The 15,391-nt window shown below is 71.6% G+C and carries 14 protein-coding genes; 6 read left to right on the plus strand and 8 right to left on the minus strand.

Annotated features, from left to right (window positions below; genetic code table 11):
* Positions 1-24 precede the first annotated feature (24 nt).
* Together AB0M36_RS27560 and AB0M36_RS27565 are read left to right on the plus strand one after the other, a co-directional pair.
* Positions 25-426 (plus strand): DUF5565 family protein, encoded by a 402-nt coding sequence (locus tag AB0M36_RS27560; RefSeq protein ID WP_364163155.1) that lies wholly within the window; start codon positions 25-27, stop codon positions 424-426.
* A 22-nt stretch (positions 427-448) separates the two neighbouring features.
* Positions 449-868, plus strand: a complete 420-nt coding sequence (locus AB0M36_RS27565) for a GNAT family N-acetyltransferase (RefSeq protein ID WP_364162775.1) — start codon at positions 449-451, stop codon at positions 866-868.
* 86 nt (positions 869-954) lie between these two features.
* Here the strand turns inward: AB0M36_RS27565 and AB0M36_RS27570 are convergent, their stop codons facing one another.
* Entirely contained in the window at positions 955-1,677 is a 723-nt protein-coding gene (locus tag AB0M36_RS27570; RefSeq protein WP_364162777.1) for a hypothetical protein, read from the minus strand.
* Positions 1,678-1,780: 103 nt separating this feature from the next.
* Between AB0M36_RS27570 and AB0M36_RS27575 the strand changes: the two genes are divergently transcribed.
* Positions 1,781-3,565 (plus strand): TrkA family potassium uptake protein, encoded by a 1,785-nt coding sequence (locus AB0M36_RS27575; protein ID WP_364162780.1) that lies wholly within the window; start codon positions 1,781-1,783, stop codon positions 3,563-3,565.
* Here the strand turns inward: AB0M36_RS27575 and AB0M36_RS27580 are convergent.
* Positions 3,562-4,734, minus strand: a complete 1,173-nt coding sequence (locus AB0M36_RS27580) for a DUF4032 domain-containing protein (protein WP_364162783.1) — start codon at positions 4,732-4,734, stop codon at positions 3,562-3,564. The genes AB0M36_RS27575 and AB0M36_RS27580 overlap by 4 nt on opposite strands.
* A 114-nt stretch (positions 4,735-4,848) precedes the next feature.
* Between AB0M36_RS27580 and AB0M36_RS27585 the strand changes: the two genes are divergently transcribed.
* The gene (locus tag AB0M36_RS27585) at positions 4,849-6,207 is read left to right on the plus strand and encodes a serine protease (protein WP_364162786.1); all 1,359 of its coding nucleotides are present in this window, start codon (positions 4,849-4,851) and stop codon (positions 6,205-6,207) included.
* Between the two features lie 29 nt (positions 6,208-6,236).
* Positions 6,237-6,914, plus strand: coding sequence for a phosphatase PAP2 family protein (locus tag AB0M36_RS27590; protein WP_364162789.1), 678 nt, complete (start codon positions 6,237-6,239; stop codon positions 6,912-6,914).
* Here the strand turns inward: AB0M36_RS27590 and nagA are convergent.
* Genes nagA through AB0M36_RS27605 form a run of 3 tightly spaced genes read right to left on the minus strand, consistent with a single transcriptional unit; the run spans position 6,880 to position 9,832 of the window.
* A complete protein-coding gene (gene nagA, locus AB0M36_RS27595) occupies positions 6,880-7,977 on the minus strand; it encodes an N-acetylglucosamine-6-phosphate deacetylase (RefSeq protein WP_364162792.1) in 1,098 nt (365 codons plus the stop codon). The genes AB0M36_RS27590 and nagA overlap by 35 nt on opposite strands.
* The gene (locus AB0M36_RS27600; protein ID WP_364162795.1) at positions 7,974-8,909 is read right to left on the minus strand and encodes an ROK family protein; all 936 of its coding nucleotides are present in this window, start codon (positions 8,907-8,909) and stop codon (positions 7,974-7,976) included. Before AB0M36_RS27600 ends, nagA begins: the two co-directional genes overlap by 4 nt.
* Positions 8,906-9,832, minus strand: a complete 927-nt coding sequence (locus AB0M36_RS27605) for an SIS domain-containing protein (RefSeq protein ID WP_364162798.1) — start codon at positions 9,830-9,832, stop codon at positions 8,906-8,908. The genes AB0M36_RS27600 and AB0M36_RS27605 overlap by 4 nt, the downstream gene beginning before the upstream one ends.
* 193 nt (positions 9,833-10,025) lie before the next feature.
* On the opposite strand from AB0M36_RS27605, the gene AB0M36_RS27610 reads away from it, so the two are divergent.
* Positions 10,026-10,811, plus strand: coding sequence for a DeoR/GlpR family DNA-binding transcription regulator (locus tag AB0M36_RS27610; RefSeq protein WP_364162800.1), 786 nt, complete (start codon positions 10,026-10,028; stop codon positions 10,809-10,811).
* Here AB0M36_RS27610 and AB0M36_RS27615 read toward each other — a convergent pair whose 3' ends face one another.
* Genes AB0M36_RS27615 through AB0M36_RS27625 form a run of 3 tightly spaced genes read right to left on the minus strand, consistent with a single transcriptional unit; the run spans position 10,812 to position 15,300 of the window.
* Positions 10,812-11,684 carry an alpha/beta hydrolase gene (locus AB0M36_RS27615; protein WP_364162803.1) on the minus strand — a complete coding sequence of 291 codons (873 nt, stop codon included), beginning with the start codon at positions 11,682-11,684 and terminating at the stop codon, positions 10,812-10,814.
* Positions 11,681-12,538: an ABC transporter permease subunit gene (locus AB0M36_RS27620; RefSeq protein WP_364162805.1), complete on the minus strand. Its 858-nt coding sequence runs from the start codon at positions 12,536-12,538 to the stop codon at positions 11,681-11,683. The genes AB0M36_RS27615 and AB0M36_RS27620 overlap by 4 nt, the downstream gene beginning before the upstream one ends.
* Entirely contained in the window at positions 12,535-15,300 is a 2,766-nt protein-coding gene (locus AB0M36_RS27625; RefSeq protein WP_364162808.1) for an alpha/beta fold hydrolase, read from the minus strand. The genes AB0M36_RS27620 and AB0M36_RS27625 overlap by 4 nt, the downstream gene beginning before the upstream one ends.
* Positions 15,301-15,391: the final 91 nt, after the last annotated feature.

Below are 15,391 nucleotides of genomic sequence, written 5' to 3' on the forward strand. Positions count from 1 at the left end.
CGCAAATACGACGGCACGTGCGTGATGCTCGACGAGCACGGCGACTGGTGGGCGCGCCGCGAGGTGAGGCCGGGCAAGAACCCGCCGCCCCATTACGTGCCCCTCTCGGTCGACGAGACCACGGGCAAGACGATGGGCTGGGAGCCGATCGGCCAGTCCGCGTTCGCGAAGTTCCACGCCGAGGCGCTCGGGAACGAGCAGCGCCGGGCCGGCACGTACGAACTGGTCGGCCCGAAAATCAACGGCAACCCGGAAAGCACCGAGGCCCACGAACTGGTGTCGCACCACGACGCCGAGACCCTCGACGCACCTCGTGACCTCGACGGTCTGCGCGACTGGCTGCTCGCCCACCCCCAGTTCGAGGGGATCGTGTGGCATCACCCGGACGGTCGGATGGCCAAGCTCAAGCGCCGCGACTTCGCCTGAACCAGACCACTATGGTGTCGCCATGCGTATCGAGCGGATCACGGACGCCGCCGCGGTGCACCGGGCGGCCGATCTCTTCGACGGCCCGCCGCTGCCGGACGCCACCGAGAAGTTCCTTGCCGCCCCAGGCCACCACCTCCTGCTGGCCTACGACGGAGACCGGGCGATCGGCATGATCTCCGGGGTGGAGATGACCCACCCCGACAAGGGTACGGAGATGTTCATCTACGAACTCGGCGTCGCGCCGCTCGCCCGCCTCAAGGGCGTCGGCACCGCATTGGTCGAGTCGCTCGCCGGCATCGCCCGGGAGCGCGGCTGTTACGGCATGTGGGTTGGCACGGAGCAGGACAACGAGGCCGCGCAGCGGACCTACCGCAGGGCCGGCGCGAACGAGGAGGAGCCGTTCCTGCTGCTGTCGTGGGACGTGACCGGAGACCGCTGAACTAAGGATTTGTCGGACAGAGGCCCGCCCGATCTGCGAAGAGCCCGCCCCACAACGCCGGGGGCGGGCTCTTCGGGTCCCTCGGCTCAGTGGAAGTCGGCGTCCTCGCCGGCGACCGGGCGGCCGCCGCCGGAGAACGAGCGTGCCTCGTCGTCGATCGGCTCCTCGTGCACCCGCTGGTCCCGCACGTCGTCGCCCTTGTTGTGGTCCAGGGCGGACGGCGTGACGTCGGTGCCGCCGGCCGGGAATCCGCTCGGCAAGGTCGAGGCCGCGTTGGTGGGGAACAAGATGCTGAGACCGCCGAGGCCGCCGAGCAGGGGCGCGCCGTCGGTGAACGGGCCCGACTCCTGCTGTGCGGCGACCGCCGGGCGGCCGTCCGGGGTCAGGCCGCCCAGGAGCGGCAGGCCGCCGAGCAGGGGAAGGCCGCCGAGGAGCCCGTCGGTCGGCAGGCCGCCGCCGGTCTGGGGAAGCAGGCCCGGCAGGTCGGCGGCCGGGACGCCGGCGGCCGGCTTGCGGTCCGCAGGCTCGCCGGCTTCATTAGCGGACGGTGGGGTCACGCGGGATGTCACGTCGCTCAGGTCGGCGGAGTTGGTGCCGGGCTTGAAGCCGACGATGTCGCTGCCGCCGAGCGGGTTGGCCAGGTTCAGGCCGCCCGCCGGGTCGAGGCCGAGCCCCTGGCCGGCGTCCGCCGTGGACAGTAACCCTGTCAGATCGCCGACGGGAGACGGTGCCACGTCGTCGGCGTGCGCGGGTGCCGCGCCGAGCAGCAGGCTGCCGACCACCGCCCCGGCATAGAACCACTTGCGCATCGGATCTCCTCCTGCGGTATGGATGTAGGCGATAGGGGATGAAAGCCTCGGAAGGGGCAACGAGCGGCCCCGGGGAGGGGTTCCGGCTGACTACGATGCGGCCATGGCCGTCGATCCCACCCGCGAGGTGTCCCGCAGATCGCTGGTGTCGCGGCTGCGCGAGGGACTGCCGCGCAACGGTGACACCCGGCCGCACTTCGTGGTCTGTGGCGCGGACGCGCTGGTCTACACCGTCGCCGAGGAGTTGGCGAACACCGGTCACCGGATCAGGCTGACGGTGGTCATCCCGTCGAAGCTGCGCGCGGACGTGCCGGATCTGGGCTGTCTGCGCGGTGTCCGGGTGGTCCGCGCCGACCGGCTCGACGAGCGCACTTTCCGCGCCGCGGGGCTCGCGGGCGCCGCGGCGCTGGCTCTGGTGATGCCCGATGACGTGGTCAATCTGCATGGCGCACTCTGCGCCCAGGCGGTCGAGCCCGATCTGCGGTTGGTGATCCGCATGTTCAACTCCGGGCTCGGGTACGGCGTCCGCCGCCTCTTCGCCGACTGCGCCGTGCTCTCCGACGCGGGCATGGCGGCGCCGGCCTTCGTCGCCGCCTCGCTGGGTGAGGTGGCGCCGACCCACGTGCGGCTTCCGGGTCGCACTGTCTACGTCGCGCGGCGTGAGGACGTACCCCCGGAGCACGTGATCTGTGCCCTGACGGCGGGGGATGGCGCCGGGCGGGTCAACGTCCTGCCCGCGGAGCCGGCGCCGGAGGCGCGGCGGCCGGCGGATCTCGTCCTCGCCGAGGCGACCGGGCGTCCCGCCGGCCAGACCCTCGCCGCCGAGCGGCTGGCCCGTGCCCGCAAACGCCGCCGCCGTCCGCTCGCTACCTTCGGCCGGGCGTTGCGGGCGGCGCTGAGTCGCAAGCTCGGCATGGCGGTCATGATCACGCTGGCGGTGACGGCGATTTCGGGTACGGTCCTCGCTCACGCCGACGAGGTCGACGGCTTCTGGCAGTCCATCTATGTCACGCTGCTCACCGCGGTCGGGTCGTCCGATGTGGAGATGAAGCGCGATGCCGTCGCGCAGGCCGCTCAGCTCGTCCTCACCATCGCCGGGCTCGCGCTGCTGCCGCTGATCACCGCGGCGGTGGTCGAGGGCATGGTCAACGCGCGGCTGGCGCTGTCGAGGGGCGCGGTTCCGGACGACCGCGAGGACCACATCATCGTGGTCGGCCTCGGCAACGTCGGCACGCGCGTGCTGCGTCAGTTGGTCGATCTCGGGCTCGAGGTGGTGACGATCGACCGCAACCCGGACGCTCGCGGCGCCAAGGTGGCGCAGCAGCTGGGCGTGCCGTTCATCGTCGGTGACGCGGCGCTCGAGGAGACGCTGCGTGCGGCGTCGGTGGCCACCAGCAAGGCACTCGTCGTGGTGTCGACCGACGATGTCACCAACTTGCAGGCCGCGTTGAACGCCCGGGATGTGCGCCCGGATCTGCGCGTGGTGCTGCGGCTCTTCGACGACGACTTCGCCCAGCGGGTGCAGACCGCCTTCAACATCGACATCTCTCGCAGCGTGTCCCGGCTGGCGGCGCCCGCCTTCGCCGCGGCGATGCTGGAGCGGGACGTGCTCGCCACGATCCCGGTCGATCGGCACGCGCTGCTGGTCGCCGCGGTCCGGGTGCTGGCCGGTTCGCCGTTGGCGGGTGCGCCGCTCGGCCAGGCCGACCGGGAGCTGAGCGTACGGGTGATCGGTGTGTCGACCGGCGACGAACGGGTCGACTGGGCGCCGGACCCGCGCCGGGCGCTGGCCACCGGAGACCGCATCTTCGTGGTCGCCCGCCGCGCGGGCCTGCGGGCCCTGGTCGAACGGGCCACCCCGCCCGCGGAACCGCTGGTGCTCGACTAGAGGACGGCCTGCTCGTCGGGTTTGTGGACGAGCACGTCGGCGAGGTACGACTGCACCGCCGGTCCCATGCCCACGTCACGTCCGGCCCGCTCGGAGAGCAGCCACTTGTGCTGGATGATCTGGGAGAAGATCTCCTGCGGCTCCAGCTTGCGGCGCAGGTGGGTCGGCACTGCCCGGACGACCGGCTCGAAGGCCTCGGTCAGCCAGCGGTGGGCGGCCTGCTGCTCGTCGGTGAGGTCGCTCTCGGCCCGGTAGGTGTCCAGGTCGTTGAGGAGCTGCCGGGCCTGGTTCTCTTCCGCGTCGAGCCCGGTCAGGCGCATCAGCCGGCGGGTGTGGTAGCCGGCGTCGACGACTTTGGGACGCACCCGGTAGCCGCCGTCCACGGTGGACAGCGACACCTCGGCGACGTCGAAGCCGAGATCGTTGAGCCGGCGGATGCGGCCCTCGATGTCGTGCCGGGCGTCGCGGGGAACCTCCTGCTCGTACGTGACCTCGTGCCACAGCCGCTCGTAGCGGGCCACGATGTCGTCCACCACGGTCTCGGGATCGATGGCCTCGTGCAGCAGCTCGGCGGCCTGCAGGTCGAGGCACTCGCCGAAGATGTTGAGCCGCAGGATCTCGATGTCCTCGCTGCGCTGGCCCTCGGAGAGGCGGGGGTGCAGGTTTCCGGTCTCGGCGTCGACGAGGTAGGCGGCGAACGCGCCGGCGTCCCGGCGGAACAGCGTGTTGGACAGTGAGCAGTCGCCCCACGAGAAGCCGGTGAGGTGCATCCGGACGATCAGCGCCGCGAGCGCGTCGAGCAGCCGGTTCATCGTCTCCGGGCGCAGCACGTGCGAGAACAACGCCCGGTAGGGCAGGGAGAACTGCAGATGCCGCGTGATCAGCACGCTCTCGAGGTCGTCGACCCGGTCGGCGACGATGGCGACCGCCTCCACCGCCGGGAAGTTGATCCGCTCCAGCGCGCGGAGCAGGTCGTACTCCTTTTCAGCGATTCGCTCCCGGGTCTCCTTGAGGGCGTAGACGGTGTCGTTGAGCTTGACGAACCGGACGATGTGCCGCGAGATGCCCTGGGGCAGTGCGACCAGGCGGTCCGTCGGCCACTCCTCCAGCGGCAGGTGCCATGGCAGGTCCAGCAGTGCCGGGTCGACGAGGGCCGAGGTTATGCGCACGGCCCCCAGTGTGCCCGGTCGCGACGGCGCGTCGCTGCCGCAACTGGCTCGTTACATACAAGCGAGATCGCCCGATTGTTTCTTATGTCGGCGATGCGGCTTTGAGGGACGGGAGTGGATTTGCGACGCGCGGTGAGCATCGTCGCCGGGGCGTGCGCTGCCCTGGCCCTGGTGGGTACGGCCGGCACGGTGGCCTGGACGCAGACCGGGGACGAGGGCCGGACGGTCGGCACCTGGCAGGATCCCGCGATCGCCGCTCCCACGCCGGTCGCGGTGCAGCAGCCCGTGGGCGCGAAGGCAGCCGACGGGAACAGCGCGGCCGGGAAGAACGCGGCCACGGCGGGGGGTGGGTCCCAGGGCGGCGGGAAAATCGACCACGAGTCCGCGACCCAGCCCGCCGAGGACGGCCGTCAGAAGATCGGCGAGTTGCTCAGCGTCGACAAGCTCCTGGGATACACGGCGCCGAAGCGCGAGGTCTTCCACTATCCCGGCGCTTCGTACGTGAAGCTGCACTTCGGCCGCATGACGATGCTGCCGGGCGACTACGTGACCGTCTCGGACGCCTTCGGCAAGGAGTCGTACCGCTACGACGCGCCGAAGCTGCTCGACACCGCCGCTCCGAACGACCGCTGGGCGATGTCGATCACCGGTGACACCGCCGTGCTCGAGGTGCACCGAGGCGGCGGCGCACTGCTCAGCTCGCTGCTCGGCCGCCTCGGCGTGCACGTCGACCAGGTGGCCAAGGGCTTCTCGAAGAACGAGCGGCAGCGGGCGGGCAACCCCCGCCGAACCGGGCGCGAGGAGTCGGTCTGCGGCGGTGACGAGAGCAGCGATGCCATCTGTTACCGGTCGGCCGACCCGGTCGCCTACACCCGCTCCAAGGCGATCGCGCGGCTGCTGATCAACGGCACCGAACTCTGCACCGGCTGGCGGATCGGCACCAAGAACCGGATGTTGACCAACAACCACTGCTTCGACAACTCGGACGACGCGTACGAGACCGAGGTGTGGTTCAACTACCAGTGCGCCAAGTGCGGCGGCTACGACGTGTTCCGGCCGACCAAGGTCTGGGGCGACAGGGTCATCGCCACCAACCACGTCTATGACTACACGCTCTTCACCGTCGAGAACTTCGGCAAGGTGGGCAAGTTCGGCTACCTGACCCTCGACACCATCCGGCCTACGCGCGGCCAGGAGCTCTACGTGCCGCAGCACCCGGCGGGCGAGCCTACGCGCATCGCCGGCCGCCTGGGTGAGAAGGCGGGCACCTGCGCGGTCGCCGACAACGCGTTCGACGGGTACGCCCGCGACTCCGACGTGTCCTACTACTGCGACACCGAGGGCGGCTCGAGTGGAAGCCCGGTGCTGTCTCGCAAGACCGACAAGGTGGTAGCCCTGCACCACTTCGGGGGCTGCCCCAACTCGGGCGTCCGCGCCGACGTGCTGTTCTCCAGGATCCAGTCGTACCTCTGATCTTGAGGCCGGCCGGTAGCGTGACCGACATGCGGGTGCGGAACTGGTGGGTGGAACTGGTGCTGCTCGCCGGGTTCGTGCTGCTGACCGTCGCGCTGGCAAGGGGCCACTTGCTGGCTCTGGACGTGGCGGTGGCCGACTGGGCGGCGGAGCACCGGCCGGCCCCGCTCGACCTGACCCTGCGGGTGTTCAACTATCTCGGCCAGGGCGGTCAGGTCCTCATGCCGGTCGCCATCGCGCTGGCCGGGTGGGCCGCGTTGCGGCTGCGGTCGGTGCGCCCGCTGCTGGTCTTCGTCGCGGCGTTCGTGCTGATGTACCTGACGATCGGCCCGCTGAAGATCTGGCTGGACCGGGCGGCGCCGGCCTTCGTCGGCCCGAACCGCGAGATCCTGTTCAACCCGGACGCCTCCGGCAGGTACGCGATGAGCTACCCCTCCGGGCACCTCGCCAACACCGTGGTCTGGTATTTCGTCATCGGGTTCCTGCTGGCCCTCGTGCTGCGCAAGCCGCTGTCCCGCCGGGTCTACCTCGTCCTGCGGGTCGTCCCACCGGCCATCGTCTTCGTCACGACGACGTACACCGGGTTCCACTGGATCACCGATTCGGTGGCGGGGCTGCTGCTCGGCCTGGTCCTGGGTCGCGTGCTGGCGCGCGTACCGTGGGGAATCGAACCTAGATCCACTCCCCGGCCCGCATCACCCGCTTGACCCGCAGGTCCGCGGACAGCACCACCAGGTCCGCGCGCAGGCCCGCCTCCAGCGCACCGACCTCGTCGGCCAGGCCCAGCGCCCGTGCCGGGGTGGTCGCGGCCATCGCCGCCGCGGTGGGCAGGTCGATGCCCGCGTCCACCGCCCGCCGGAACGTCGCGTCCATGGTCAGCGTGCTGCCGGCGATCGAGCCGTCGCGGGCCAGCCGGGCCACCCCGTCGGCGACCGTGACCTCCTGGCCGCCCAGCTCGAAGGTCCCGTCGGGCATGCCCGCCGCGTCCATCGCGTCGGTGACGAGTGCGGCTCGGTGCGGCGTCGCGCGTGCCGCGAACCGCAGCATCCCGTCGTGCAGGTGGATGCCGTCGGCGACGAACTCGCAGACGATCTCGGGGGAGTCGAGCAGGGCCACGACCGGGCCCGGCTCGCGGTGGTGCGGCGGCCGCATGCCGTTGAAGACGTGGGTGCCGACCGTCGCGCCCGCCGCCACCCCGGCCAGGGTCTGTTCGTACGTCGCGTCGGTGTGCCCGAGCGCGGCTACCACGTCGTGCGCCGCGAGATACCGGATGGCGTCCAACGCGCCCGGCAGCTCGGGAGCGATCGTCACCATGCGGATCGCGCCCGCGGCCAAGGCGACCAGCGCGCCGAGTTCCTCCAGGGACGGGTCGCGCAGGAACTCCGGGTTCTGCGCCCCGCATCGCGCCGCGCTCAGGTACGGCCCCTCGAAGTGGATGCCGGCGATGACGCCCCGGCTCACGAGCGGCAGGTAGGCGGCGGTCGCGTCGCGCATCAGCTCGTACGGGGAACTGACCAGGCTGGCCAGCATCGTCGTGGTGCCGTGCCGCAGGTGGAACGCGGCGGCCTTCGCCGCGTCCCCGGCGTCGCCCCGGGTGAAGGTGTGCCCGCCGCCGCCGTGACAGTGCAGGTCCACGAAGCCCGGGATGATGACGTCGTCGCCCGCGTCCGCGTGCTCCGCGACGGTGAGAATCGTGGGGCCGTCCACCTCCACGACGCCGGGTACCACCGCGCCCGGCCGGACGACCCGGCCGAAGATCTTCTCCGTCACGTGGGGTTCTCCAGGGAGTCCAGGGCCAGCAGCGCAGCACCGAGAGAGCCGGCGGTGTCGCCGAGCGCCGCCCGGACGATCCGCGGCACCCGGTGGAACGTGATCCGGTCGGCAAGGGCCGTCCGCAGCGGGCTCAGCAGCGCCTCACCGGCCTCGGCCAGGCCGCCGCCCAGCACGACGATCCCGGCGTCGTAGAGCGCCTGCGCGGTGAGCAGCCCGTCGGCGAGGGCGTCGATCGCCTCCGTCCAGACCCGGTTCGCCAGCTCGTCGCCCGTCGCGGCCCGCGTCGCCACGTCGTACGCCGTGACCTCCTCCTCGCCGGAGAGCTCGGCGTAGCGGCGGCCGACGGCGGAGGCCGAGGAGATCGATTCGAGGCAGCCGCGCGCCCCGCAGCCGCACGGCGGCCCTCCCGGCCGCACGATGATGTGCCCGACCTCGCCGGCCGCGCCGTGGGCGCCGGCGAACGTCCGCCCGTCGACCACGGGGGCGGCCGCGATCCCGGTGCCGATCGCGATGAAGAGCACGTGCCGCTGGTCGCGGCCCGCGCCGAGGCGCGCCTCGGCCAGGCCGCCGACGCGTACGTCGTGGCCGAGCGCCGCGGGTAGCCCGAGCCGTTTCGCCACCAGGTCCCGCAGCGGTACGTCCCGGAAGCCGATGTTGCTGGACCACACGGCGGTGCCGGACTCCTCGTCGACCACGCCGGGAACGGCCACGCCGGCGGCCACCGGCCGCAGCCCGTCGGCCCGCGCGCGGGCGGCCAGGCCGGCGGCGATGTCGAGGATGGTGGCCGTGACCGCCTCCGGGCCGCGCCGCGCCAGCGTCGGATGCCGCTCGGCGTGACGCACTGTGCCGGACGGAGAGACCAGGGCGCATTTCATGCCGGTTCCGCCCACGTCCAGCGCTATGACGACGTCGCCGGACCCGAGTGTCATGCGAGGACTACGGACCGGGTGAGATTGCGGGGATGGTCCGGGTCGAGGCCCTGGCTGGTGGCGAGCAGCACCGCCACGCGCTGCGCCACGATGAGGTCGGCCATGGGATCGAGCCCGGGGCGCTCGCCGCCGCGCCAGCTGCCGAGGGCCGCGTACCCGCCGTTGTAGCGGCTGTGCACGAACGCCGCGCCGGTGCTCTCGACTTCCTCGCAGAGGTTCGCCGGGATCTCGCCGAACGCCCAGACCACCCGGCCCGGCGCGGCGATAGAGACCGGGCCGTGCCGGTAGTCCATCGCCGGGTACGCCTCGGCCCACCAGCCGGCGGCCTCGCGGCACTTGAGGGCGGCCTCCTCGGCGAGGCCGATGGTCCAGCCCCGGCCCAGGAAGGTGATCTGCTCGGCGAGCGCGGGGTGCACCGGCAGCGGCAGCCGGACGGCCACTTCGCCGTCGGCCGCCACGGGCTCGATGTCGTAGTTCAGGTGGGCACGCAGCAGGGCCAGCGTGCTGGTGGCGAAGCGGGTCTGCACCACGGACAGCTCGTCGGCGAAGTCCAGGACGATGGCCTCGTCGGCGGTCGAGGCGGCCGGCGACCGGTCGTCGGCGGTGATCACGGTGGTCCGGCTGCGGCCCTTGACGGCGTCGAGCAACTGGACGACCTCGGTGGTGGTGCCGGAGCGGCTGATCGTGAGGACCCGGTCGTAGCGGCGCCGGAGCGGAAATTCCGAGGCCTGGAAGGCATCCGTGTCGCCGTGTCCCTCGGCCTCGCGCATGGCCGCGTAGGCCTTCGCCATGAACCAGGACGTGCCGCAGCCGGCGACGGCCACCCGCTCGCCCGGCAGGGGCAGCCCGGCCGAGTCCGCCATCTTGGCGGCCTGCCGCCAGCAATCGGGTTGGCTGGCGATCTCCGCCTTGGCGTGACTCATGGCTGTTCCCCCATCGGGCCGTTGTGCTGCGCATAAGCGCTCGGTTTCCCGGTCTTTCGAGCGCTATTCTGCGTGGACTATCCACGGCAACGCAACCTCCGCGAGAGCTTCGCGCAGGTACGCTCTTTGCTAGGCGACGTTTCGCGCACTAATGTGCACACTCTTATCACGAAACGAGCAGCAGGGAGTTCGGGTGGACCGGTACGCGCGGTGGAATGCCCTGCTGGAGTTACTGGCGGAGAGCGGGCGCGTCACGGTGGAGGACGCGGCGGGCCGCCTCGACGTCTCCCAGGCCACGATCCGCCGTGACTTCGACCAGCTCGCCCAACAGCAGATGATCACCCGTACCCGGGGTGGAGCGGTCGCCAACGGCGTCTCCTACGACCTGCCGCTGCGCTACAAGAGCGCCAAGCACTCGGCGGAAAAGCAACGCATCGGCGAGGCGGCGGCCAACCTCGTCGTCCCCGGCACGGTCGTCGGCCTCAACGGCGGCACCACCATGACCGAGGTGGCCCGCGCCCTGGCGGTCCGCCCCGATCTCAACACCAGCGGCGACGGCGCCCAGCTGACGGTGGTGACCAACGCGCTCAACATCGCCAACGAGCTGCTCGTCCGCTCCCGCATGAAGATCGTGGTCGCCGGCGGCGTGGTTCGCCCGCAGTCCTTCGAGCTCGTCGGCCCGCTGGGCGGCGCGCTCCTCAAAGAGGTCACCCTCGACATCGTGCTGCTCGGCGTGGACGCCCTGGACGTCGACCTCGGCGCGGCCGCCCACCACGAGGGCGAGGCGGCGATGAACAGCCTGATGGTGGCCCGGGCCAAGCGGGTGGTGGTGATCGCGGACTCGTCCAAGCTGGGCGGGCACGCGTTCGCCCGAATCTGCCCGATCGGGCAGGTCGAGACCCTGGTCACCGACTCCGGCGCGCCACAGTCGACGATCCAGGCATTCCGCGACGCCGGTGTCCAGGTGGTCTGCGCCTGACTAGGCGGCCACCTTGCGAAGCTCCTCGATCACCGCGGGCCAGCGGGCCCGCGGCAGGTCGTGACCCATGCCCGGGTACGTGACCAGGCGCGCTCCCGGAATCGCGTCGGCCGTCGCGCGTCCCGCCTTGGGCCGCATCATCACGTCCTCGTCCCCGTGGATCACCAGGGCCGGCATCCGCAACCCGGACAGGGCCGGGCGCCGATCTCCCGACGCGGCGACCGCCGCGCGCTGCCGCCGGCCGCTCACCGGGTCGGAGGGGTGCCGCTCGTACGACTCCCGGCCGATCCCGCGGACCATGGCCTCGTCCAGGGGATAGCCGGGTGAACCCATGAGCCGGTAGATCGCCACTTCCCGCTCGGCGGCCTCTTCCGCGGTGCGCACCGGCTGTGCCAGCAGCCTCGTCATGGCACGCAGCACCTTCAGCGGTGGGCGGGCGCCGACGCGGACGGACGGCGTGGAGGAGATCGAGGTCAGGCTGCGGACCCGGGACGGATAACCGATCGCCACGGTCTGCGCGATCATGCCGCCCATCGACGAGCCGGCCACGTGGGCGGACTCCCAGCCCAGCGCGTCCAGCACCGCCACCGCGTCGGCGGCCATGTCGGTCAGCTGGTACGGCGCCGTCGAAGGCCGCAGCGCCGCCACGAAGGGCGCGGGCGCGGGCCGGCCGGACAAGTGGGTGGACAACCCGGCGTCCCGGTTGTCGAAGCGGACCACCTGGAAACCGGCGCCGACCAGTGCCGCGCACAGATCCCGCGGATACATCACCATCTGGGCCTCGGTGGCGCTGACCAGCAGTAACGGCTCACCGTCCGCCGGGCCGAACACCTCGTACGCGATCTCGACCGCACCGTTGCGCGCGACGCTCACGACGTCACATCCTTGCGGGTGAAGCGGTAGAACGCGAATGACCAGAACAGCGTCGCGTAACACACAGCCGAGATCGCGCCCTTGACCACGTCGTCTGTCTGCATGGGTGTCGACAGCAGGCCCAGCCAGGCGTCGTTGAAGTGCGTCGGCAGGAAGTCGCGCAGCGAGCCCAGCGCCGTGATCTGGTCGAGGATGCTCGACAGAATCCAGAGCAGGACCGCGCCGCCGACCGCGCCCAGGGCCGCGTCGGTGAGCACCGAGAGCAGGAATGCCAGCCCGGCCACGCCGAGCAGGGTCACCGCGAGGTAGCCCACGATGGCCAGCAGGCGCAGGACGCCCTCGCCGGCCGGAATCTCCGCCGCGACCGTGCTGCCGAGCGGGTGCCAGCCATATCGGAGGGTGCCCACCAGCAGGGCCGTCGTGGTGAGGGTCAGCAGGGCGGTCAGCGAATATGCCAGGGCCACCACCAGCTTCACGCCGAGCAGGCGGGCGCGGGGAACCGGGATCGCGAGCAGATAGCGCAGGCTGCCCCAGTTCGCCTCCGAGGCCACGGTGTCGCCGCAGAACAGGGCCACGACCACGATGAGCAGGAAGCCCGCCGACACGAAGATGCTGAACAGCGCGAAGTTCAGGCCGCCCGAGGTGGCCAGGTCGACCAGGGAGCCGAACGCGCCCCCGCCGCCGTTGTCGTCATCGTCGCCCCCACCGAACTCGAAGGCGAGCAGGATGATCAACGGCAACAGGACCATGAAACCCAGGGCCAGATGGGTACGCCGCCGCGTCGCCTGTCGCCTGATCTCGGCACGCAGCGGCAGGGTGGCCGACGCCTTGTAGCCGGTGGCAGCGCTGCTCATCGGTCCCCACTTCCCCGCGAGTTGTCGCCGACCAGGGCCAGGAACGCGTCCTCGAGGCGGCGGCGCGGCACCACCCGGTCCACGCCGATGCCGGCGCGGACGAGGGAGGCCACCACCTCCTCGCGGGGCGTGCCGTTCATGTCGACGATGAGATCCGAGGCGCCGTCGGCCTGCACCGAGCGCACGTTCATTCCCTCCAGCACGGTCGTCGCCGCCGTCACGTCGGAGACCGAGAGCTGCACGGACGGAGACTCGCCGACGATGTCGTCGACCAGGCCGGACGCCACGATGCGGCCCTTGTTGACCACTACCGCGTGCGTGCAGGTCTGCTCGACCTCGGCCAGCAGGTGGCTGGAGACCAGCACCGCCCGCCCGTCGGTCGCGTATCGGCGCAGGACGCGGCGCATCTCGGCGATCTGCGGCGGATCGAGGCCGTCCGTCGGCTCGTCCAGCACCAACAGCTCGGGCAGGCCGAGCATCGCCTGGGCGATCGCCAGGCGCTGCCGCATGCCGTGGCTGTAGTTCTTGGTACGCCGATGCACCGAATCGCCCAGGCCGGCGATGTCCAGCGCCTCCTCGAAGCGCGCTTCCTCGATCGGTCGACCGGTCGCCTGCCAGTACGCCCGTAGGTTCTCGTATCCGCTGAGGTGCGGCAGGAAGCCCGGCCCTTCGACCAGCGCGCCGACCCGGGACAGGATCGGCGCGCCCGGCACGAGCGGCCGCCCGAAGACCAGCGCGTCGCCCGAGGTCGGCATCGTCAGGCCCATGAGCACCCGCAGCGTCGTGGTCTTTCCCGCGCCGTTCGGGCCCAGCAGGCCCACGACCTGTCCGCGTTCGACCCGGAAGTCGACCCGCTCGACGGCGACGAACCCGTCGTCGTACGCCTTGCGCAGTTCGCGGACCACCAGCGGGGTGTCCGCGAACTCCTCGACCGGCGGGGCGTCGCGGCGGCGGCGCGCGACCAGCACCACGACCAGGCCCAGGATGATCGCGCCCAGCACACCCAGCAGCACCCACCGCCAGACGACCTGCGGGTTGGCGATCGGCGAGCCCACCACCGTGGGCAGCGTGACCGCCGGCTCCACCGCGACGGTGTAGACCGTCGGGTCGGCCGGGGTCAGGAACGCCTGGTCGGAGGCCGCGACGACCACCCGTACCGTATGGCCCGTGTCGATGCGGCGCACCATGGCCGGCAGCGTCACGGTGATCGGGACGGCCGCGGCGATGTCCGGTGGCAGGTTGGTGAGCCGGACCGGGGCGATCAGCCCGCCGCTGAGCGTCGCGGTGCCGTTCGGGTCGACGTCGAAGAGCTTGACGAAGACCGTCGCCGTGCCGGTCGGCGAGGCCGCCCGCAGCCGCACGGTCGGCGCACCGACCACCTCGATCGCTTCGGTGACCGGGCTCGAGTCGAACGTCGCGTGCTGGCCGGGCAGGTCCCCTGCGAACCGGCCGAGCAGGGAACTGACCTGTCCGCCGACGCCGGGCAGCGAGGACAACCCGCCCGGGTTGCCGTTCGGCGGGTTGGCGATCGGCTGTGCCGGGCCCGACACCCCGACCTCCGTGCGGCCCGTGCCGCCCAGTCCCGGGTACGCCGGATCGGAATAGCCGTTCGTCACCAGCCCGCGGTCGAGGGCGCTGAACCCGGCGACCCGCGAGTAGGTGAAGCTGGTCGGTGGTTTCTCCCCCTCGCCCTTGACGTAGTGGTCCAGCCACTGGGCGGTGAGGAACTTGGTCCGGTCCTGGTCGGTCTGAGGGCCCTCACCGCCGTCGTGCCCGCCCGTGAACCACGCGACGCGCACGGGCGTGCCGGTCTTGGCGATGCCGCGAGCGTTCGCGTCCGCCTCGGAGAGCGGAAAGAGAGTGTCGACCGCGCCCTGGATCAGCAGCGTAGGTGCTTTGATCTTGTCCAGCACCGTCGCCGGGCTGGAGCGGCGCAGCAGCTCGGTGGTGCTGTCGTCCGGTGTGCCCGTGGTCGCCATGTTCAGGTAGGCCGCGCAGACGTCCGCGGCGAACCGGCCGCACGCCGGATCGCCCTTTCCGGTGGCAGCTTCGGCCTGCGGCGGCAGCAGCGATCCCGTTCGCGAAGACTCCGGTGCCGAGGCGTTGCCGAAGAACAGGCCCGCCCAGCTCTTCTTGAACACGCCCGGATCGGCGACCCCGGCCGACTGCGGGAAGAACGCGGTGCCGAGGTCGTTCCAGGTGATCAGCGGAACGATCGCGTCGACGCGCGGGTCCTGGCCGGCGAGCAGGAGGGCGAGCGCGCCACCGTACGAGCCGCCGACGACGCCGACCCGGGGATCGCCGGTCGTGTCCTTGCGGATCTCGGGACGCGCGGCGAGCCAGTCGAGCAGGCGCTGGGCGTCCTTGACCTCGTAGTCCGGGCTGTCCAGGTGGATCTGGTCGCCGCTGTTGCCGAAGCCGCGGGCCGTCCAGGTCAGCACGGCGTAGCCCCGGTCGGCCAGGGACTCCGCGTCGTCGCTGACCGAGTTCTTCGTACCCCCGAAGCCGTGGGCCAGCAGCACCGCCGGCACCTTCCCGTCTCGGTCCTTGGGCAGGTAGAACCGGGTATCGAGGGTGACGGGGTCAGTGCCCGAGGGGCCGGACAGCACCGTGACGCGCTGGTCGCTGGCCGTCCACGACCTGCGCTCGGGCAGGACCGCCCAGGTCACCAGGGCGGCGACCAGCACGAGGATCAGGGTGCCCGCGATGACCCGCCGCCGCGTCGGGCGGGGCACGGAACGACGCAGCTTGAGGGCACGCATGGGCCTCACGCTATCGGCGGGCCGCTGAGCGGGACCTGTGAACCGGTGACTCGCCGGGGCGACCGACGGCGATAGCGTGTCAACAGTCCCC

It is taken from the genome of Actinoplanes sp. NPDC051346 (assembly GCF_040682215.1).
Lineage (GTDB): Bacteria > Actinomycetota > Actinomycetes > Mycobacteriales > Micromonosporaceae > Actinoplanes.

Excerpts from the sequence above, each read along its gene's own strand:
- AB0M36_RS27560 (WP_364163155.1), top strand. The coding sequence starts at position 25 with ATGCTCGACGAGCACGGCGACTGGTGGGCGCGCCGCGAGGTGAGGCCG.
- AB0M36_RS27565 (WP_364162775.1), top strand. The coding sequence starts at position 449 with ATGCGTATCGAGCGGATCACGGACGCCGCCGCGGTGCACCGGGCGGCC.
- AB0M36_RS27570 (WP_364162777.1), bottom strand. The coding sequence starts at position 1,677 with ATGCGCAAGTGGTTCTATGCCGGGGCGGTGGTCGGCAGCCTGCTGCTC.
- AB0M36_RS27575 (WP_364162780.1), top strand. The coding sequence starts at position 1,781 with ATGGCCGTCGATCCCACCCGCGAGGTGTCCCGCAGATCGCTGGTGTCG.
- AB0M36_RS27590 (WP_364162789.1), top strand. The coding sequence starts at position 6,237 with ATGCGGGTGCGGAACTGGTGGGTGGAACTGGTGCTGCTCGCCGGGTTC.
- AB0M36_RS27600 (WP_364162795.1), bottom strand. The coding sequence starts at position 8,909 with ATGACACTCGGGTCCGGCGACGTCGTCATAGCGCTGGACGTGGGCGGA.
- AB0M36_RS27605 (WP_364162798.1), bottom strand. The coding sequence starts at position 9,832 with ATGAGTCACGCCAAGGCGGAGATCGCCAGCCAACCCGATTGCTGGCGG.
- AB0M36_RS27620 (WP_364162805.1), bottom strand. The coding sequence starts at position 12,538 with ATGAGCAGCGCTGCCACCGGCTACAAGGCGTCGGCCACCCTGCCGCTG.
- AB0M36_RS27625 (WP_364162808.1), bottom strand. The coding sequence starts at position 15,300 with ATGCGTGCCCTCAAGCTGCGTCGTTCCGTGCCCCGCCCGACGCGGCGG.